Consider the following 19139-nt stretch of genomic DNA (forward strand, 5'->3'; position numbering starts at 1 on the left):
CACCCCCTTGATCGCCGAAGGGCATCGGTGCAATCCCTGGAGGATGCACGTGCATCTCGTGGCGCCCTCCAACGAGGACTCGACGTACATCAAGCCCCTCTGGGTCGCGACGCTGGCCGCGCACACGCCGTCGGACGTCGAGCTGACGTTTCACGATGACGGCCTCTCGCCGCTCGATCTCGCGAACGTCTCCGACACGCCGAACCTGGTCGGGATCAGCGTCAACTCGAAGACGGCCTCACGCGCCTACGCCATCGCTGACGCCTATCGTGAGCGCGGCGTGCCGGTGGTGCTGGGCGGCATTCACGCGACGGCCTTGCCCGACGAGGCGCTTCTGCACGCCGACGCGGTGGTCGTCGGCGAAGCCGAGTGGCTTTGGCGTGACGTCGTGCTCGATGCGAAGGCCGGCAAGCTCGGTCGGTCGCGATCGCTCATCCACAGAGCGATCTACAAACACGAGAAGTGGCCCGAGCTCGTGGGCCTCCCGCGGCCGCGCCGCGAGCTCTTGTCGTCGTACAAATACGTGCCCTTCGACGTGGTGCAGACGACGCGCGGTTGTCCATTCCCGTGCGAGTTCTGCAGCGTCTCGACCTACAACGGCTCGTCGTTTCGTTTTCGCCCGGTGCGCGAGGTCGTCGCCGAGCTCGAGGAGGTTGGCCCGCGCGTGCTCTTTGGCGACGACAACGTGATGATCCACACGAAGTACAGCCACGAGCTCTTCGAGGCCATGGTGCCGCTCAAGAAGATGTGGGTGGCGCAAGTTTCACTTGCCGCGTTGCATCGTGTCGAGAACATCGAGGTCATGGCCCGCGCCGGATGCCGCGCGCTCTTCATCGGCTTCGAGTCGGTCGACGACGACGTCGTTCGGGCAGCGGGGAAGCGGCAGAATCGCCCTCGCAAGTACACAGACATCGTGCGCCGTCTCTCCGACCACGGCATCGCCGTTTGGGGGAGCTTCATCTTTGGCCTCGACGAAGACAGCGGTGAGGCCTTCGATCGCACCGTCGACTTCTGCGTCGAGTCACAACTGACGATGGCGCTCTTTGCGCTCCTGACGCCGTACCCGGGGACGCGCCTCTACAAGCGCCTCGAGGCGGAGGGGCGGCTCACGCGCCCCAGGTGGTGGCTCACGCCCGACCACGACACCGACGCGCCGTTCTACAAGCCGCTGCAGATGAGCCGCGAAGAGCTAAGGGCCGGATGGGTCAAGGCGTGGCGCGCCATGTACTCCTACGGCAACATCCGCCGGCGGTACGACTTCGGACTGGACCACTCGTGGATCCAAAACGTGGCCTACTGGCCCATCAACCTCATGATGCACGAACTGGCGGAGCGAAAGATCGCTGGCGGCGACCGCAACTGGCGAAAGCACCGCACGCTCGACGTGCCCTTCGGTTTGTGACGACGCGTTGCCGCTACATGAGCGCGGCGACGAGCGTCAGCGCGGCGCCGATGCAAAACGCCCAGGTCGCGAAGCGCATGCGCCTCGCGATGCCCACGAGGCCGCCGAAGAAGAGGACGCTGCCGGCGGCCAAGACCCCTCGCTGTGAGCGAGGCGGCGGCTCAAGGGCCGGCGGCGCGGCTTTTCCCTCGAGGCGCGAGAGCGCGTCCCGCGCCCGCGCCGCTACCTCGGCGTCGCCTAAGTCGGTGGAGCGGGCGGCGCTTAGGGCGGCGCGGTAGGCGCTCTTCGCTAGGTCGACGTCGCCAGCGGACTCTCGCTCCTGGGCTAGCGCGAAAAGCCGCTCGTAGCCGAGCGACGGGTAGGGGCTCCCCACGAGGCGCGCCTGCGCCGCCCGCTTCGCGAGCACGATGGCGGAGGGGATGTCACCGCGATCGCGCGCCTCGTCGCTCTGTGCGATGGCGGCTCGGCCGCGGAGCGCGAGGCTTGCCGCCATCAGAGCCACCATGACGAGCGCGACGGCGAGAGCCGACAGCCCCTGCGCGATGCGCGAGCGCTGCGGCGACTTGGTCACTGAAAGTCGCGCTTCCGGAAAATGAGCGCGCCGACGGCGAGGAGCAGCGTCGCGAAAAGAGCCGCGTGCAGCGCCGCGCCTAGGACGTAGGACCACAAGGGCGTGTCGAGGGCCTGACCGAGCAGGAGCGGTCGCGGCGGTACGTAGAGGTGCAAGTTCGGAAAGACGCGCGCCAGAATGCCGCCCACCGTCCGGACGCCCTCGCCGAAGACCTTCACGGGCAAGTTGGCGAGCATGTCAGCGGAGCGCCCCACGACGAAGACGCCGAAGGTGAAGATGGCCGTCAAGAAGGGGCTCGAAAACGACGAGAAGAGCGTCGCCACGGCAGCCACGATGGCGACTTCGGCGAAGGTGAGCGTGAGCGATGCGGCCACGAGCCGTCGTTCGGCGCCGGCCGGCTCCGCCACGACGAGCGCGGCCGCTAGAAGCAGCGCGGACCAGGGAATGAGGACGAAGACACGCGAGTGTTTCGCCCGGAGAAGGGCGAAGGCGAGCACGGCGACGAGGCCCGCGCCAACGCTGGCGAGCAGGGCGATCCTTTGACCCGCCATGACTCCGAGAATGACGAGCACCGTCGCGCCGTCGAGCGCGAGGAACACCCCGAGCACGAGCAGCGTGCCGAGGTATTTCCCGACGACGTATTCGTGTCGTCGCAACGAGCGCGTGAGGATCGGAAAGATCGTCTTCAACTCGAGCTCTCGGTGGAGCGACGTGGCGCCGAGGACGATGGCGACCAGCACCGCGTAGAGCGACAGCGACGCCGCTCCGAGGTCGGCCACGACGCGGGTCTCCTGGCGCAGCGAGAGGGTCGCCACGAGAACGGAGTAGAGCGAGGTCGCCAGGGCGGCGGCGAGCAGGCCGTAGAGGACGCGAGCCCGTACCGCTTCGCGGTACGTGTTCATGGCGATGGCGAGGACTCGACCGAACATGGATGAGGTGGCTAGGGTCGCCGTTGAACGGTTTTCGTCGTGGGACCTTGCCCGGGTCCCCTTGGACGGTGGCTCAAGTATTCGCGCAACCGGCCCGGGACCGTCAAGGCCAAGGCGCGGATGCGGTCCTCGTAGAGCGCGTGCGCCACGCCCGAGCCGAGGTCGACCAGGACACCGTAGCTCAGGAGAACGGCTGGGCCCCTGGGCCCCTCGAAGGGTTCGTAGCGGAAGAAGCCCCACGCGTCGTCGATGGCGTGAGGGCGGTTCCGCTCGAGCCAGAAGCGGATGCGATGGGCTTCCGGCTCGTGGCGTACCCGGAGGGTGTATTCGGCGGTCACGAGCGCGTTGCCCTGCGCGAATTGGTAGAGGGTGTCGCGGCCGAGGGGACTTACGCGAGCGACGTGCTTGGTGCGCGGGAGGATTTGCTCGAGAACCCGTTCATCGGAGAGCAGCGCCGTCAGCTCGTCGGGCGAGGTCTCGATGACGGCGTAGGCGAGACCGCCGATGTAGCGGCGCTCGCCGATGGGGACCGTCTGGGGTCGCTGAATCGCGTCCCCAGCGAAGAGTCGCCGCGTCTCGTCGTCGGTGAGCTCTCCGCCGCCGCTTGCCGGCGTCGCGAGGGCAACGGCCGCCAGCGCGAGGATCGAGGAGGGCCGCCACCGCATCGGTCGACAGGCTAGAGCGGATCGCACGACGACACGACGCCGAAATCGGGCTTGCCGAGGTGCGGCCAGCCAACCCGACGCCGGCGGGCGGAGGATCGGCGCGGATTGATTGCGGGCCGTGACGAGTCGGGGGATAGTCACCGTGATGCCTGATCCCTCCGTCGCTTTGGGGCACGCGCGCGCCACCGTCGTCGTCGCCGACGAGTCGAACCAGACGGGGGTGCTCGTCGCGACCGGAGCCGACCGCCGGAGTTGGCTCAACGGCTTGGTGACCAGTGACCTGACGAAGCTCGCGCCGGGGGTGCTGCAATACGGGCTCGCGGTGTCACCCAAGGGCCGCATTCTCGCGGACCTCGTGTTCTTCGAAGACGGCGATCGCATCCTGGCCCTCGTGCCAAAGGCGGAGGCCGGGTCGCTTCAAAAGACGTTCGACCGCTACCTCGTGATGGAGGACGCCCAGATCGAAGCCTCCACCGACGGCTTCGCGATCTTCTCGGTGCACGGGCCCCTCGCGGACCGCGTGCTCGAGACCGTTCAGGGCGAGCCCGACATCGTCGTCGTTCGCGGCGATCGCCTCGGCCTCGGCGGCGGCGTCGTCGCGTGTGCGCGCGCGCGCGGGCCGGCGGTGACCGAGGTGCTGTCTGTTGCGGCCCGCGCCGCCGGCGGATCGTTCGCGACGGAGGCGGTCATGGAGCAGCTCCGCGTTGAGCAAGCGGTGCCGCGTTTTGGCGCCGATTTTGGGCCGTCGACGTATCCGCAGGAGGCGGGCCTCGAGACGCGCGCCGTGTCCTTCGACAAGGGTTGCTACCTCGGGCAAGAGGTCGTGTGCATGTTGCAGCTTCGCGGTCATGTGAAGCGCAAGCTGGTGTCTCTCGTGCTCGAAGGACCGCTGCTCCCGGGAGCCGCGCTCACGGCGCCCGACGGCCGCGAGGCAGGGGAGGTGACCAGCGTGGTGGCTGGCGCGACGCCGGGCAGCCCATCGGCGCTCGCGATGGTCAAACTGGCGTTCGCTGAGCCGGGCACCGAACTTCGCGCCGGTGAATCGGTTGCGAGGGTTCACACCAAGGCGGTCTGAGGGAGCGAGGGACCGTCAGAGCTTGCGTTCGAGCCGGAAGCGCCGCGGCGTGCCCTCGAGGTCGATGGCAACGATGCGGAGCATCTCCGGCGCGATCTCTTTGATGCGTTGATCCTTCTGCACGCGAAGGTGGATCCGATCACCGTCGGTCTTGAGGACGTCGCACATCCCGAAGGCGAAGTGCTCGACGACGTCGCCCGCGTCGGGCACGACGGTGCCGGGCGCATCCGACTCGGTGCGTCGCGCGGGGCGCTGCGGCATCGGGCTCGAAAGGCCCAACGCTTCGCGGGGAGCCTCGCCGACGCGCGGCGTGACAACGGGGGCCGCCGGCGGGGTTTCTCGCACGACCGGCGCTGGAGCGGGCGCCGTCGCAGCGGGAGCTGGGGCCGCCTGCACCGTCGCCGACGGCGCGAGATCCACGACCAAGAGGGTGACATCGACGACGCGCGCTTCGACGAGCGTGCCGGCGAGGGTCTCGAGGCCGCCCTCGGCGTCGCGCGCGATCACCACGCTCGGCGCGGAGACGGTGCTGCCGAGCCGGTACGCTTCAAGCGAGATGAGCTGCGCCGTTCCGCTGAAGTGACGGTCCGACAGACCGCCATCGGGCTTGATGCAACGAAGCACGACGTCGGCGACGGTGCCGCCGCCGCGAAGCCAGGCCTGGCTGCTACCAAAGCGGGAAAGCGCGTCGGGGAGGCGCTCTGGTGAGCGGAGTTGCTCTAGCGAACCCTTCATGGCGATTTTCCCGGTGCGCCGAGCGGCGCCGTAAAGTCGACGGGCGGTCCGTCCTCTTGGCGGGGCAAGGGGCAACCCTTGCGAGGTGGCGTCTTGCCTGGTGCTGCGAGCTCCGCGGGGACCGTGCGAATCCCGGCGACGCCGGGGCACGCGTCGTCCTTGTCGAGGACACCGTCGCCGTCGGAGTCGAAGGCGCGGGGCGCGTAAGTGACGCCGAGAAGAAACCGAAGGCGGGGCCGGGTGACCGCTTCGCCGCCGAGCGGCAGGCCCGTGCCGCCGCCGCCGGTCACGACGAAATCACCACCCATGAGCGGCGCCGTCCTGAGCGCGAGCATCCATTCGGCCGGCGTGATGGTGAGGCCGTTGGGGGTGCTCACGAGGCCCGTTGCGCCTTGCACAGTGTCGGACTGCTCCGTCAGCGTCGGCAAGACGCGCGCTTCGACGGACGCTGCGAGCAGGTCGCGCGGAAGGATCGACGCGCCGAGGCCGAGCGAGAACGCGAGCTGCGTCCCCACGCGGGCGCCCGAGAACTGCGACACGCCGCGAAGGCGCGCGCCAGCTTCGCCGCCGCCGAAGAAGCGACCGAAGGTCGCGCCAAAGGCGAGCGAGGGGGCGAAGACGCCGCCGCGCTCGCCGGCAAACTGGGTGCGATCGCCGGTGGGGGCTGAGACGTCGAGGCGCGCCGTGAGCGCCCCGTTGAGCGCCGGCGCGCGATCCGGTGTGGCGACGGCGGCGTCGCTGCGGGGCTCCGCGAGGAGCGCGAGCGCGAGACCGAAGCGAACGTCGCGCAGCGCCGTATCTCGCAAGTCTTCGCCGCCGGTGATGGCGGCGGTGCCGCTCCCAGCTTGACCAAAGGTCACCGGTAGCGCGATGTGGAGTGCGAGACGGTTCGTCACGCCGTAGCCGAAGAGGAAGTTGCCGTTGACCTGATCGCTCACGGCGTTCTGCTTGCTGCCGGTGGGCCCGGGCGAGGGCACTGCCAAGACGATGGGGCGCTGAAGGTACGTCGCCACGAGGCCCATGGAGAACTGCTGCGGCGCCGTCGTCTGGGTGCCGGCGATGGTGGCGAAACGGGTGGGCCCTGCCGAGGGCCAGAGCGTGTCGCTGTTCACGCAGGCGCTGACGAGGGGGCGGTCGCACGAGCCCGCGTGGGCTGTCTTCGCGCCAAGGGCGCAAAGTAGGGCGAAAACCAAGGAGGGACCGCCCAGCGAGACCACGCACGGAAAACGACGCATCGGCGGGGCGACCTTACCATGAGGCCGCGGATGTTCTACAAGGTCCCGTCGTGGTGTCTTCCCCGCCCGAACGATTGTCGGCCGAGCGGCCGCTGCTCCTCGGCAGCGCCTCGCCGCGCCGCCGGGAAATGTTGACGGCTGTTGGTCTGCCGCTCGCGATCGTGGCGCCAAGCGCCGACGAAACAGTGGGGCCGAACGACGCTCCGGCGCGCTATCTCGAGCGCGTGACTGCGGCGAAGCTGGCGGCGGCGGTGGCGCTGGCGCGCGCTGCGACCGCGTCGTTCGGGGCCGTGCTCGTGGCCGACACCGTGGTCGTCTCCGAGGGCGGGATCATCGTCGACAAGCCGGCCGACGCGGAGGCTGCGCGCCGCGCGCTCCTTTTGCTCTCCGGCGCGACGCACGATGTCGTGACGCGCTTTGTGATCGGTGCCGCCGGCGGCGGCGTGCTCGACGCGGAGAGCGTGGTCACGCGCGTCGTCATGCGTGCCCTCACGAGCCACGAGGTCGACGCGTACGTGGCCTCTCGCGAGGGACTCGACAAGGCTGGCGGCTACGGCATTCAGGGCGGAGCCGCTTCCTTCGTCACGCGCCTCGAGGGCTCGTACACGAACGTCGTCGGCTTGCCGCTAGCCGAGGTGCTCACCGCTCTCCGTTCGCTCGGTCTCTGGGACTGACGCGCGATGACCGAGGCGGCGGCGGCTGGGATGCGCAAACGCGAGCGCGGTCGCATCGTGCTCGTCGTCGCGACGGCGCTCGCGGCGCGCCTCGCCGTGGTCACGTGGGCCTTTGGGCGCTTTCCACCGGCCGCTGACGGCAAGTATTACCACCTGCTCGCCGAGCGCATCGCTTCAGGCGCTGGCTACACGTGGCTGTGGCCCGACGGAGCCGTGACGCCGGTGGCGCACTATCCGGTGGGCTACCCCGGGCTGTTGGCCGCGGGCTACGTGCTCTTCGGGGCATCGTCGCCCTGGGCCATGGTCCTTGGCGCGCTGCTGGGGGCGTCGCTCGCGGGCGCGGCTTACGTCGCGGCGCGGCCATGGGGCGTGCGCGCTGCGTCGCTCGCGGGGCTCTTCGTCGCGCTGTCGCCAGCGCTCGTGCCCTACGCGGCGGCGCTCATGACGGAGGTCGTGGCGGCGGCGCTCATCGGCCTCGCGACGGCCCTGCTCGTCGGTGCGGCGGCGGCGTCGATGGCGCGGGCGCGCGTCGCGGCCGCATCCGTCGGGCTGCTGCTCGGTGCGGCGACGCTCGTTAGGCCGCAACTCCTCCTGCTTGTTCCGGCCTTCGCTTGGCTCGCGGCCGCGGGCCTGCGCCACGCGGGGCGCTTCGTCGCCGCCGCCGCGGTCGTCCTCGGGGCCGTCGTCGTCGTCGCGCCGTGGACGCTTCGGAACTGCCGCGCGATGGATCGGTGCGCGGTCGTGAGCGTGAACGGGGGCTGGAACCTGTTGATCGGCGCTCAAACAACCAGCGGGGCGTGGGAGGAGTTGCGCGTGCCCGCGCCGTGCCGAGAGGTGTGGGACGAGGCGAAGAAGGACGCGTGTTTCGAGCGCGAAGCGTGGCGCGCCATTCGCGCGGACGTGCCGGCGGCGCTGGCGCGTGTGCCGCGGAAGCTCTCCGTGACGTTCGACTACTTCGGCGGCGCGCCTTGGTACTTTCACGAGTCGAACGCCGCCGCCTTTGGCGAGCGCGCCAAGCTTGTCCTCGGTTCGCTCGACCTCGTCGCGAGCCGCGTCATGCTCGCGCTGGCGCTCGTGGCTGCGTTTCGCAGGGCTCGTGCGCCGAGTCGTTCCGCGCACGCCAGCGCGCAGCCCGCGGTCGCAGGGCCGTTGCCGCTTCGACGCGCCGTCGTGTTCGTGGTGTTCCTCGTGTCCATCGTGTCCGCGCTCACGCGCCACGCGGCGCCCGGCTACGCGGGCTTGCTAGTCCTCATCGCGCTCGCGGGCCCGTACAGCGCACGCGAGGCCATTTGGCCTGTGACGGCGGCCGTCGTGGCTTCCGTCGCGCTCATCCACGGAGTCTTCTTTGGGGCTGGGCGCTACGGCCTGGTGGCCGCGCCCTTCGTCGCAGCCCTCGCCGGCCTCGTTGCGAAGGGGCACGTCCGATGCCAGGATGACCGCGTCGACGCCGAACAAGCGATCGCTGGCCACTCGGCGCAAGCCGAGCGGCGGGAGGAAAGTCCGAGCACCGTAGAGCGAGATGCCGGGTAACGCCCGGTGGCGGAAACGCCGAGGACAGTGCCACAGAAAAGAAGACCGCCTCTCTCCGAGCCGCTTGCGGCAAGGCGCGAGGTAAGGGTGAAAAGGCGGGGTAAGAGCCCACCGCGGAGTCGGTAACGGCTCCGGCACGGCAAACCCCATCTGGTGCAAGGCCACATAGGCAGGCGCGCCTCCGCAAGGGGGCGAAGGGTTGCTCGCCCAAGTCTGCGGGTAGGCTGCTCGAGGTGTCCGGCAACGGCCACCCTAGAGGAATGACCGCTCTCGCCAACGGGGCGACCCTAGGTGAGACAGAACTCGGCTTATGGATGACGTCGACCAGGCGCCCGGCGAAAGTCGGGCGTTCTGCTTTTGTGCGAGCGCGAGAGGGTTGCGTGCTAAGTACCCGCACTTCAGCAGGCCACGGTCAGCCAATGAGGACCGAAACGGTCCTGGCAAGCAGCGGGACGATCCCCTATATTCTCCGGGTCGTACCAACCGGTGCCGACCGACCGAGGAAGTCATGATTCAGATCACCGAACGCGCCGCCGAGAAGGTCAAAGAGATCGCATCCGCCGAGAACCTCGAAGGGCAGGGGCTTCGGCTCCGCGTCATCGGCGGCGGCTGCGCCGGCTTCAGCTACGACCTCTACTTCGAAGAGACGGTCGGCGAGATGGATGAGGAATACGAGTCGCGGGGCGTGAAGCTCTACGTCGATCCCCTCAGCCACCAATACCTCGAAGACACCGAGATCGACTACGTCGAGGGCGCGCACGGTTCGGGGTTCAAGTTCAACAACCCCAACGTGAAGGGCAGCTGCGGCTGCGGCAGCAGCTTCTCGGTCTGAGACCTGACGGCTGCGGGCGGGGCGACGCGGGCGTCCCGCGTTGGTCAACCTGCCCAAGGGCCCGGCGTATGGCCTCGGCGTCCGCTTGGTGCTCAGCCTCAAGTAGCGCAGCTACTCGGAGCAGGTCCTGATACGTCGCTGCACGCGTTCGATCATCCATTGATCCGCAGGAGGAGCCGGCCACGTCAGCCTCGCTCCCGTCGCCCGACACGCCGCTCACTCGATGGCCATCAAGAGCCCGTTCTCGCACGCGATGACGAATCCCTTTTTCGTCGCCACGAGGCCGGCGGGGCCGCTCGTCCCGGTTCGCCGCGCACCCTTCGGGCAGACGCTTTCGCCCAGGGTCCGCACGGTCCCGTCGCGCTCGACCACGCCGCCGATGCCTTCCGGGGCCACGAACGCGATGCGGCCTTCGCGATCCACGAGCACCTCGCCGAGCGCACCGCTCGGCGCGCCAGCGTCTGTTCCCGCTCCCGTCGCGACGGCCGTTCGACGTCGCTCGCGCCCTTCCAAGTCCATCTCGAGCGCGTAGACGCGGCCCGCTTGCCAACCGAGCATCGCGAGCCCGCCCTGCGCGAGCGTGGCGGGCCCCATCCACATCGTCGTGGACGCGAAGACGGCCCCGCCGGTCTGCCGCGCCGTATCGAACCGCTCGAGCACTTGTCCCTCGACCACCGCCGCGAGGATGCCTCGCCCGAGTGGCAGCGCGCGGCCGGTGACAGGACCGCCAAAGCGGCCCACGCGCCGCACCTCGCCGCCCGGCCGCCACGTCGCGATGCTTCCGCTCTGGAGCACCGCGTAGACGACGCCGTCACCGGTCACGAGCGGACCTCCCAGGGGGCCCGGGAGCACCGCGCGCGCACGCACCGAGGCGTCTCGGTCCACGAGCACAAGCTCCGTATCGAAGGCGACGACGGCGCCACCGTCGTCGAGCCCGACGGCCGACGCTTGCTCCGGCTCGGCGCGCGCGGAGGCGCTGGCGCTCGCGGCGGCGTTGCGATCGTCGGCCACGCGCGCGCGCGCACGAACGGCGCCGCCGCGCACCACGTAGAGCGTCCGAAAGGACGTGGCGACAAGGACCGCGTCGTCGGAGAGCAGTGCGGCCGCCACCGGCGTCTCGGGCTCTCGACCATCGGTGCGCTGCGTCGCGAGCGTCAGGTTGACGCGGGCCTTCTCGACGCCGAGCTCATCCAGCTCGATGAGCTCGCCCGCCGTGGAGAGCGCCACGAGCCCGCCGTCGTGCCGCGCCAGCGGGGCCATCGGTGTCGCGCGCTCGAGCGTCTTGCGCCACACCACGCGCGGTGAGCTCGGCAAGCTTGCCGCCTGGCCGCGCCGCGCAGCGTCAGCGCGAGGATTCCCGCGCGGTGGCCCCACGACGAAGGTCGTGGGCGAAGCTGGATCGACGCGCTGGGCGAACGCTGCGACGGAGCCGCAAAGGGTGGCGATGGCCAAGGCGACGAGCGTGGCCCGACCCTTCAAAGTCGCCGTCCCACGGGCACCACGATGTCGGCCTCGACCTCCGGCACCGCCGTGCCACCACCGGAAAAGAGCTTCGTGATGCGGCCCGTCGCGAGGATCCGCGTGCCGGTTTTGCCTTCCGCCGGCGCCCCCGACAGGACACGAAAGATGCAGCCTTCGGGGCGGTCGCACGTGGCGCTCCGCACGAGGAGCACCGCCTGGTGGTTGGTGGCGCGGAGGTCGACCAAGTCTCCCTCGACGGCGAAGGGCTTGCCCGCGACGGACGACGCGTCCTTCAAGATGTCGGTGTATTTTGCACTGAGCGCGGCCTTTTGCGCCGCCCGCGCCTCCGCCTCGAGGCGGTCGGAGCGACGCACCTTGAGTGAGACCGTTCGCGGCGCCGATTGGGGCAACGTGGCGCGCACCTCGACGGGCAGCGGCGTCGACGTCGGAGCGCTGAAGCCTTCGGCGAAGACGCCGGCGGCGTCGACGGTGACGGGCCGACCGTTCACCGTCACGGTGGCTCCCTTGATGGTGCGCCCTGACACCGTGAACTTCTCGGATGCGAGCACCGTTCCGGCGAAGGGCGCGTCGATGCGCAGCGCTGGCACGCCGACCTTCGCCGTTACAGCGCCCTTCTCCGTCTGTCCCTTGAGGGTCACCTCGTAGGTGACGGTCTTTTCGACAGCGCGCGTCTCGTCGGCCATGCCGGCGCAGTCGGCCGACAGGTCGAGCGGCCATGTGCCGCGACCATTTTCGAGCGCCAGCGGCTTGCCGTCGAGCGAGACAGTGGCCCCGGGGGCCGCCTCGACGACGACCTTCGCGGCCGGCGGACTCTCGCCGACCTTGTCGAGGTCCATGCGGACGCGAAAGCCCACGGGCACCACAGCCTTCACGTCTTCGTCGCGGCCCGAACCGGGGCGGTCGATGTGGAGCGTGAGCGCGTTTTCGCCCACCACGAGCGGCGTCTGGAGCTCGAGGTCGGAGCTCTTCGCCTTCACCTCGCTGGCGGCGGCGCCGACCGACAGCTTGGTCCCGTCGGGGCAACTGTCGCATGCAATGTGCAACAAATCGGTGCCGCGCGGTGACGGGCGGGCCTGAATGACGAGCGGATTGCCGCCGCGCATCAAGTAAGCGGCCGTGCCCCCGATGCCGAGGACCAGCGCGAAGAGCGCGCCGGCGACGATGCCGAGCGGCGCGCCGCGCTTGGTCACGCGGCTCGGCGGCTCGGGCAACGCCTCGAGCGCGAGCGGCGCCGGTGCCGGCGCGATGAAGATGCCCGTGGCGATGGGCGCGGCCGGCGCCGCTTGTCCGGGCACCGGCACGCCCAGCATCGTGCGGTGCTCATTGGCCACTGACACGCGCGCCGGCCCCGACGCCGGGACGGCGCTGGGCTGCGCCGGCATGGACGCTCCGGGTTGCAAGGGCGCGATGCCGGGCACCGCGACGCCGAGCATCGTCTTGGCGCGGCCGTCGTCGATGCCGGGAGGCATTGGCATCGGCGCGGCTTGGGGGGCTGCCGGTACACCGGGCGGCGCGCCCGCGACCCCGACGGGACCACCCATGGCCGGCATCCCGAGCACCGTGCGGCTCGCTCCGGCGGCCGATGGCGCCGCGGCTGGTGCGGGCGGCGCCACCGGTGCGGGGGGCGGAGCCTGCGCGAGCAGATCGTTGACGGACATCCCGAGGACCGTCTTCGCGGCACCGGAAGGTTGCAGCGGCGCTTGGGCCGGCGCGGTAGCGAGCGCGGTCCCGCATTGGGCGCAGAACCCAGGGCTCGATTGGTTTGGGGTGCCACACTGAGGGCAGGGCATCGCCATCGGAGGGAGACTATCCTCCCGCCGCCGCTTCTGCTCCGTGAAAAAGCGCGCTAGCTAGCGCCAAGACAGGTTCATGGAGCCATGGACCCCCAGCACGAGCTCGGTCCCTTCTTCGAGGCGCATCTGGCGAACGGCCGCGCCGTCTTGGTAGGTGCCCTGCGTCGAGGCCGTGTCGAAGGCGAAGATCCCGCGCGCTGTCTTCAAGATGCAGACGTGGACGCGCGAGATCCCCATGGTGACGAACTGGCGAGCGCCGCTGTCGATGCACCGAAGGTCGCGGCCCACGAGCACCCCGCGTTCGAGCTCGGGGTCTGAGAGCGGCACGTGCGCCCACAGCCCGCTCTTGCCCACTCGGAGCTCGTGCCGCTCGCCTCGCGGTGGCTCTCGCGAGCTTGCGGGGGCGCTCAGGTCAATGGCCGCCTGAAGGTCGGTGAGCACGCTCCGGCCGAGGGCGCGGCGCGGCGGCTCGCGGTAGGGATGCACGCGCCGAAGCTCCGGCGCGTCGGTTGGCGCCGGCGGTGCTTCGCCGCTGGGGACGGCCACGAGCACGTACGCGCCGACCTGGAGCACCACGGGACCTGTCACCGCCACCGAGTGGTGGCGCGTCCCAGCGATGACAAAACCTTCGCGGGTGTCGAGTTCAAGGATCGAGAGCACGAGGCACCCGTCGCTCAAGACCTCGCTCCGGACGAGGAGGTGCCGGAGCGAAATGCCAGGGTCGAGGTCAAAGAGGACGTCGCAGGTCGTATGGCGGCCGACGATGAAGAACGCACCGGGGCCGGCGACGAGCTCGCGCGCGCCAAACGTGCCTTCCGTGGCCCAATAGAGGCGGTGTCCGGGGCCGCTTGGTGCTGGCATCACGCGGTGCATCGTTTTGGCCCACGCACAGGTCTCGGCTGGCGAGGGGGCTCTAGGGACGCGCGGCAAGGGGCCGGCGTGGCCTTCGAGCGCGTCGACGCCGCTTGCTCGCGTCGCCATGTTGCGGTGAGGCCGCGCCGCGACGACCGGCGGAGCGTGGGGAGGGGGCGGGGGCACGCTCGACGTCACGCAAGGACCGTGCGCGGGCCAACCCGTGGCAATTGCAGTCCGCGCCGCTCCGCGGTGCGCCGAATCGGCGCAGGACGACGCGCCCGGTGCTCCCGTTTGGCGCAGCAGCCGCTTGAACGCGCGACGGATTCGAGCAACGCTCTCGGGCCGTGAAGGTCTTCCTCTTGGGCAGCGGCTCGTCCGGCAACGCCGCCCTCGTCGAGCACGAAGGCCACCGCATTTTCATCGATGCAGGCATTGGGCCGAAGCGCTCCGCCCTCACGCTCGCCGCCATGGGGGTCGACCTTTTGCCTCGCGCCGCCGATGCCATCGTGATCACCCACGAGCACGACGATCACGTTGCCAAGTTGGAGTCGCTCGCGCGCGCGCTCAAAGCGCCCGTCTACCTGCATCGTGGCCTCCACGTTCCGCGCGTCCGCGCCCGCTTCCCCTTCGTCGCGACGCAGGTCGACGACCGCTACCAAGTGGGCCCGTTCTCCGTGCGGACCATGCGGGTCCCGCACGACGTGACGCAGATCGCGCTGCGCGTCGAGGCGGGGCGCTCGGCCCTCGGTTGGGTCACCGACATGGGGCATGTGCCCGAGTCGCTCGTGGCCTTCTTCGAGGGGTGCCACACCGTCCTTCTGGAGGCGAACTACGACCGCGCGATGCTCGACGCGGGGCCCTATCCGGCGCGGCTGCGCAGCCGCGTTGGCGGGCCGCTCGGGCACCTCGACAACGAAGACAGCGCCGAGCTGGCGGCGCGGCTCGAGCGCGAGGGCGTCGAGCGCATCGTTCTGGGGCACCTCTCGGCCGTCAACAACACGCCGGAGCGGGCCCTCCGGGCCGTGCGCCGAAGGGCCCAAAAGCTGCTTTTGGACGTGATTCCGCACGCTGGCACGGCGCAATTCGAGGTTGGGAGTGCCCGGCGAGCGGTTCAGCTCGCGCTTTTCGCCTAAGGCTGGCCGGGACGGGCCCTTGCGTGGTGGCTCCGCGGAGCCTCCTTTCTCTTTCGTCTGGGCGAGGGTCCGACTATTGAAAAACCCAAGGGTATTCCCCACAGGCGACCGGCTTGCCCGGCCTCCTCTGGAGCCACGACCCGGCCCACCACGACGAGGTACTTCTGATGTCCGATCGCATCGTTCACTGTCGCAAGCTCGGCAAGGATCTGCCGGGCCTCGCCAAGCCGCCGTACAAGAACGACCTCGGGCGACGCCTCTATGAGGAGGTCTCCAAGGAAGCCTGGGCCGAGTGGGTGAAGCACTCGGTCCGCTTCGTGAACACGTATTGCGGCCCCGGCAGCAAATACGACCTCACGACGCCTGCCGGTCAGGAGTTCATGTTCAAGCAGTGCGCCGTCTACTTCGGCTTCGAAGAGGGCGAAGAGGCGCAGACCGCCTTCGTCCCCGCCGCTGACAAAGGCGCCGGTCACGCCGGCGACAACACTGACCGGTCGAGCGAACTCCATGAACGCGAAGCGCCCCAGCATGCTCCCCGCCGATGGCGGCACCCGAGATCCCAACGAGCTCGTGCTCGGCATTGCCGGGTATCGCTACGAAGACCTCTTCGTTCCGGAGCGGCTCCGTGATCTCTCAGCCTCCTTCGACGAGTATTTCAAGGAGCGCTCGCCCGAGGCCTTCGCGACCTTCGACGCCTACCGCAGGGAGTCCGGCGCGCTCGCTGACAAGGACAAGAGCGAGGCGCTCATCGCGGCGGCGCCGTGGGTGAGCGCCTTCGTGGCGAGGCTCTTCAACGTCGAGGCCGACGTCGCCGCGCTGACGCAAGCGGCGCAAGACCGCGCGCCGCTCTGGCGCTTCAAGCAGGAGTTCGCCAAGAAGCGCGTGCTCAAAGACGGCGCCGGCAAGGCGTTCCGCGAAGCTGGAACGTCGCTCGAGCTCGCGGCGCAGCTCACGGCGGTTGCACAGGCCGCGCTCGTCCCCGCGCCGCTCGACGAAGAGCTCCGCGTGGCGCGGACGGTTCTCCTGCTTCACGAGGTCGATGAGGTCGCCCGCAAGGTTCAAAAGGGCGGGGATGCCACGTGGACCGAGGAGCTCAGCCTTCGCGCCAAGCTCGTCGGCGACGCCATTCGCAAGGCGCAAGGCGCGGAGGCCGCGTCGCTCACCGACGAAGCCGCCGTGGCCTTCGCCCTCGACGCCATCGAGGCGCACCTCGCGGCGCGGCGCGCCGATCGGCACGACATGGTGCACACGTGGCCCTCGCTCAAGGTGCCGCACACGCTCGACTACCAGAACCTCGTCGAGCTGCGGCGTCCCGAGCCCGCGTTGCCGGAAGCCTTCGTCGGCACGACGTCACACGCCCGCGAGCGCGACGGCTTCGCGCTGACGGACCGCCGAGGAAGCGCGCGCGAGGTCGAGCAAGAGATCGACTACTGCCTCTATTGCCATGATCGCGACAAGGACTCGTGCTCGAAGGGCATGCGCGACGCGAAGGCCCAAGCGGCCGCCGCGCCTTCTGGACCGCCGCACAAGCCTGGGCCGTTCAAGGCGAACCCCATCGGCGTCCCGCTCGCCGGCTGCCCGCTCGGCGAGAAGATCAGCGAGATGCACCTGGTGCGCGGCCGCGGCGATTCGCTCGGCGCCCTCGCGCTCATCGCCATCGACAACCCGATGCTTCCCGGCACCGGTCACCGCATCTGCAACGACTGCATGAAGGCCTGCATCTTTCAGAAGCAGGAGCCGGTCAACATCCCGCAGATCGAGACGCGCGTCCTCACCGAGGTCCTCGCCTTGCCCTGGGGCTTTGAGATCTACGGCCTTCTTACTCGCTGGAACCCGCTCAACATCGCGCGGCCCCACGCCAAGCCGTATTCCGGCAAGAACGTGCTGGTTGTGGGGCTCGGCCCCGCTGGCTACACGCTCGTGCATCACCTCGCGTGCGAGGGCTTCGGCGTCGTCGCCGTCGACGGTCTCAAGATCGAGCCGTTGCCCGACGCCCTCGTCTCCGCCAGCGGTCGGCGACCGGTGCGCGACTTCCAAGAACTCACGCTCGAGCTCGACGAGCGTGTGCTTCTCGGCTTCGGCGGCGTGTCCGAGTACGGCATCACCGTTCGCTGGGACAAGAACTTCCTCACGGTCCTCTACGCGACTTTGGCGCGCAACCCGCAAGTTCGCATCCACGGCGGCGTCCGCTTCGGCGGCACGCTCACCCTCGATGACGCATGGGCCCTCGGCTTCGATCACGTCGCCATCGCGGCCGGCGCCGGCAAGCCGACGGTCATCGACATGAAGAACAACCTCTCGCGCGGCATTCGCAAGGCGAGCGACTTCTTGATGGCCCTTCAACTCTCCGGTGCTTACAAGAAGAGCTCGCTGGCGAACCTGCAGGTGAGCCTGCCGGCCATCGTTATCGGTGGCGGTCTCACGGCCATCGACACGGCGACGGAGCTGCTCGCCTACTACGTCGTCGAGGTCGAAAAGGAAGAGCAGCGCTACCAGGTCTTGCGCACCGAGCTCGGCGAGTCGGGCGTTCGGGCGCTCTTCGACGACGAAGAGTGGGCCACGCTTTCGGAGCACCGGGCCCACGCCGCGGCCATTCGCACCGAACGCGAGCGCGCATCCCGTGAAGGGCGCCCGCCGGCGATTCAGCCGCTCCTCGCGTCGTGGGGTGGCGTCTCCATCTGTTACCGAAAGACGATCAAGGACTCGCCAGCGTATCGCCTGAACCACGAAGAGATCGTCAAGTGCCTCGAGGAGGGCGTTCGCTTCGTCGAGAACGTCTCGCCAGAAGAAGCGCTCCTCGACGAACGCGGCCACGTGCGTGGCGTTCGCTTCTCGCGTAAGGGCGGCGAGCCGCTCGAGCTCCCCGCGAAGACCGTCTGCGTCGCCGCCGGGACGAGCCCAAACATCACCTACGAGCGCGAATACGAAGGGACCTTCGTGCTCGACCGGAAGAAGCAGTATTTCCAGGCGCACCGCGCGGTTCGGAATGAGGCGGGGACGCTCACGCTCGAGCCGACCACGAACGCCGCCGAAGGGTTCTTCACGAGCTACTTGAAGGACGGCAAGACCGTGTCGTTCTACGGCGACAACCACCCGTATTACGCAGGCAGCGTCGTGAAGGCCATGGCCAGCGCCAAAGACGGCTACGCCCGCGTGGTGGAGCTCTTTCCTGAGCTCGCGACGCTCGATCCTGCAAAACAGAAGGAGCGCGACGCGGCGCGCGACGCGCTCTTTGGGCGACTCGACGCGGAGCTCTCGGCGGAGGTGGTGGCGGTCAACCGGCTGACGCAGACCATCGTCGAGGTCGTCGTGAAGGCGCCGCTGGCGGCGAAGAAGTTCAAGCCGGGGCAGTTCTATCGACTCCAGAATTTCGAGACAGCGGCGCCCATCGTCTCGGGCAATCGCTTGGCCATGGAGGGCCTGGCCCTCACGGGCGCGTGGATCGACGAAGACAAAGGTCTCCTCGGTACCATCGTCCTCGAGATGGGCGCAAGCTCGCGCCTTTGCGCGGCGCTGAAGCCTGGTGAGCGCATCGTGCTCATGGGCCCCACTGGCGCGCCGACGGAGATCGAGCGCGGCGAGACGGTGCTCTTGTGCGGCGGTGGCCTCGGCAACGCGGTCCTCTTCTCCATCGCGCGCCTTCAAGGCCATGGGCTCGAACGTCCTCTACTTTGCCGGCTACAAGAAGGGTGAAGACCTCTTCAAGCAAGACGACATCGAGCGCTTCACCGATCAGGTGATTTGGGCGACCGACACGGGCAAGAGCATCGAGCCGCGCCGCGCCGGGGACGTGCACTTTCGAGGAAACATCGTCGAGGCGATGGTCGCGTACGCGAGCGGCAAGCTCGGTGAACGAAAATTCGCGCTCTCGAGCGTCAACCGCATCATCGCCATCGGCTCCGACCGCATGATGGAGGCCGTCAAGAACGCCCGCCATGGTGTGCTCGAGCCGCACCTCTCGAAGCGACCGCGCGCCATCGGCAGCATCAACTCGCCGATGCAGTGCATGATGAAAGAGGTCTGCGCGCAGTGCTTGCAGAAGCACGTGGACCCGGTGACCAAGGTCGAGACGGTGGTCTTCTCGTGCTTCAACCAGGACCAAGAGCTCGACCACGTCGACTGGAAGCACCTGCACGACCGGCTGCGAGCCAACTCGATGCAGGAGAAGCTCACCGACGCTTGGCTCCACCATCTGCTCCGGAAGAGCCCGGAGACGCTGCGCGTCTAG

14 protein-coding genes, 1 other RNA gene and 1 pseudogene are annotated in these 19139 nt (G+C 69.2%); 8 read left to right on the forward strand and 8 right to left on the reverse strand.

Going from position 1 to position 19139, the window contains the following annotated elements; translation table 11 throughout:
• Positions 1-49: 49 nt before the first annotated feature.
• Entirely contained in the window at positions 50-1402 is a 1353-nt protein-coding gene (locus tag IPG50_00445) for a B12-binding domain-containing radical SAM protein (protein ID MBK6690673.1), read from the forward strand.
• A 13-nt stretch (positions 1403-1415) separates the two neighbouring features.
• On the opposite strand, the gene IPG50_00450 is transcribed toward IPG50_00445, so the two are convergent.
• Genes IPG50_00450 through IPG50_00460 form a run of 3 tightly spaced genes read right to left on the reverse strand, consistent with a single transcriptional unit; the run spans position 1416 to position 3567 of the window.
• Complete coding sequence (locus IPG50_00450; protein ID MBK6690674.1) at positions 1416-1973, reverse strand: hypothetical protein; 558 nt, start codon at positions 1971-1973, stop codon at positions 1416-1418.
• A complete protein-coding gene (locus IPG50_00455) occupies positions 1970-2902 on the reverse strand; it encodes a hypothetical protein (GenBank protein MBK6690675.1) in 933 nt (310 codons plus the stop codon). Before IPG50_00455 ends, IPG50_00450 begins: the two co-directional genes overlap by 4 nt.
• A gap of 11 nt (positions 2903-2913) precedes the next feature.
• Positions 2914-3567, reverse strand: a complete 654-nt coding sequence (locus IPG50_00460) for a hypothetical protein (protein ID MBK6690676.1) — start codon at positions 3565-3567, stop codon at positions 2914-2916.
• A gap of 145 nt (positions 3568-3712) precedes the next feature.
• On the opposite strand from IPG50_00460, the gene IPG50_00465 reads away from it, so the two are divergent.
• The gene (locus IPG50_00465; protein MBK6690677.1) at positions 3713-4642 is read left to right on the forward strand and encodes a folate-binding protein YgfZ; all 930 of its coding nucleotides are present in this window, start codon (positions 3713-3715) and stop codon (positions 4640-4642) included.
• 15 nt (positions 4643-4657) lie between these two features.
• Here the strand turns inward: IPG50_00465 and IPG50_00470 are convergent, their stop codons facing one another.
• Together IPG50_00470 and IPG50_00475 are read right to left on the reverse strand one after the other, a co-directional pair.
• A complete protein-coding gene (locus tag IPG50_00470; protein MBK6690678.1) occupies positions 4658-5377 on the reverse strand; it encodes a hypothetical protein in 720 nt (239 codons plus the stop codon).
• Positions 5374-6612 carry a hypothetical protein gene (locus tag IPG50_00475; GenBank protein MBK6690679.1) on the reverse strand — a complete coding sequence of 413 codons (1239 nt, stop codon included), beginning with the start codon at positions 6610-6612 and terminating at the stop codon, positions 5374-5376. The genes IPG50_00470 and IPG50_00475 overlap by 4 nt, the downstream gene beginning before the upstream one ends.
• Before the next feature lie 128 nt (positions 6613-6740).
• Here IPG50_00475 and IPG50_00480 point away from each other — a divergent pair, with 128 nt between their 5' ends.
• The 3 genes from IPG50_00480 (at position 6741) to erpA (ending at position 9648) form a co-directional block, all read left to right on the forward strand.
• Positions 6741-7286, forward strand: coding sequence for a Maf family protein (locus IPG50_00480; protein ID MBK6690680.1), 546 nt, complete (start codon positions 6741-6743; stop codon positions 7284-7286).
• Between the two features lie 1442 nt (positions 7287-8728).
• Positions 8729-9143, forward strand: an RNA gene (rnpB, locus tag IPG50_00485) — RNase P RNA component class A.
• Positions 9144-9324: 181 nt separating this feature from the next.
• Positions 9325-9648, forward strand: a complete 324-nt coding sequence (gene erpA / locus IPG50_00490) for an iron-sulfur cluster insertion protein ErpA (GenBank protein ID MBK6690681.1) — start codon at positions 9325-9327, stop codon at positions 9646-9648.
• A 216-nt stretch (positions 9649-9864) separates the two neighbouring features.
• On the opposite strand, the gene IPG50_00495 is transcribed toward erpA, so the two are convergent.
• Genes IPG50_00495 through IPG50_00505 form a run of 3 tightly spaced genes read right to left on the reverse strand, consistent with a single transcriptional unit; the run spans position 9865 to position 13904 of the window.
• Complete coding sequence (locus IPG50_00495) at positions 9865-11127, reverse strand: hypothetical protein (GenBank protein ID MBK6690682.1); 1263 nt, start codon at positions 11125-11127, stop codon at positions 9865-9867.
• Positions 11124-12926: a zinc ribbon domain-containing protein gene (locus IPG50_00500; GenBank protein ID MBK6690683.1), complete on the reverse strand. Its 1803-nt coding sequence runs from the start codon at positions 12924-12926 to the stop codon at positions 11124-11126. The genes IPG50_00495 and IPG50_00500 overlap by 4 nt, the downstream gene beginning before the upstream one ends.
• A gap of 54 nt (positions 12927-12980) precedes the next feature.
• Positions 12981-13904 carry an FHA domain-containing protein gene (locus IPG50_00505; protein ID MBK6690684.1) on the reverse strand — a complete coding sequence of 308 codons (924 nt, stop codon included), beginning with the start codon at positions 13902-13904 and terminating at the stop codon, positions 12981-12983.
• A gap of 218 nt (positions 13905-14122) precedes the next feature.
• Here IPG50_00505 and IPG50_00510 point away from each other — a divergent pair, with 218 nt between their 5' ends.
• The 3 genes and pseudogenes from IPG50_00510 to IPG50_00520 all read left to right on the forward strand — a co-directional run bounded on the left by IPG50_00510 (position 14123) and on the right by IPG50_00520 (position 19139).
• Positions 14123-14911, forward strand: coding sequence for an MBL fold metallo-hydrolase (locus IPG50_00510; protein ID MBK6690685.1), 789 nt, complete (start codon positions 14123-14125; stop codon positions 14909-14911).
• Positions 14912-15078: 167 nt separating this feature from the next.
• Complete coding sequence (locus IPG50_00515) at positions 15079-15540, forward strand: Fe(2+)-trafficking protein (GenBank protein MBK6690686.1); 462 nt, start codon at positions 15079-15081, stop codon at positions 15538-15540.
• Positions 15440-19139 (forward strand): annotated as a pseudogene (locus IPG50_00520) (FAD-dependent oxidoreductase). The gene IPG50_00515 and the pseudogene IPG50_00520 overlap by 101 nt, the downstream one beginning before the upstream one ends.

Source organism: Myxococcales bacterium, assembly GCA_016703425.1.
In the GTDB taxonomy this organism is placed as follows: Bacteria; Myxococcota_A; Polyangia; order Polyangiales; family Polyangiaceae; genus JADJCA01.

Bases quoted from the DNA above. Each gene is read 5' to 3' on its own strand.
- IPG50_00505 (MBK6690684.1), bottom strand. From the start codon at position 13,904: ATGGCGACGCGAGCAAGCGGCGTCGACGCGCTCGAAGGCCACGCCGGC.
- erpA (MBK6690681.1), top strand. From the start codon at position 9,325: ATGATTCAGATCACCGAACGCGCCGCCGAGAAGGTCAAAGAGATCGCA.
- IPG50_00475 (MBK6690679.1), bottom strand. From the start codon at position 6,612: ATGCGTCGTTTTCCGTGCGTGGTCTCGCTGGGCGGTCCCTCCTTGGTT.
- IPG50_00465 (MBK6690677.1), top strand. From the start codon at position 3,713: ATGCCTGATCCCTCCGTCGCTTTGGGGCACGCGCGCGCCACCGTCGTC.
- IPG50_00455 (MBK6690675.1), bottom strand. From the start codon at position 2,902: ATGTTCGGTCGAGTCCTCGCCATCGCCATGAACACGTACCGCGAAGCG.
- IPG50_00500 (MBK6690683.1), bottom strand. From the start codon at position 12,926: ATGGCGATGCCCTGCCCTCAGTGTGGCACCCCAAACCAATCGAGCCCT.
- IPG50_00460 (MBK6690676.1), bottom strand. From the start codon at position 3,567: ATGCGGTGGCGGCCCTCCTCGATCCTCGCGCTGGCGGCCGTTGCCCTC.
- IPG50_00480 (MBK6690680.1), top strand. From the start codon at position 6,741: ATGTTGACGGCTGTTGGTCTGCCGCTCGCGATCGTGGCGCCAAGCGCC.
- IPG50_00470 (MBK6690678.1), bottom strand. From the start codon at position 5,377: ATGAAGGGTTCGCTAGAGCAACTCCGCTCACCAGAGCGCCTCCCCGAC.
- IPG50_00515 (MBK6690686.1), top strand. From the start codon at position 15,079: ATGTCCGATCGCATCGTTCACTGTCGCAAGCTCGGCAAGGATCTGCCG.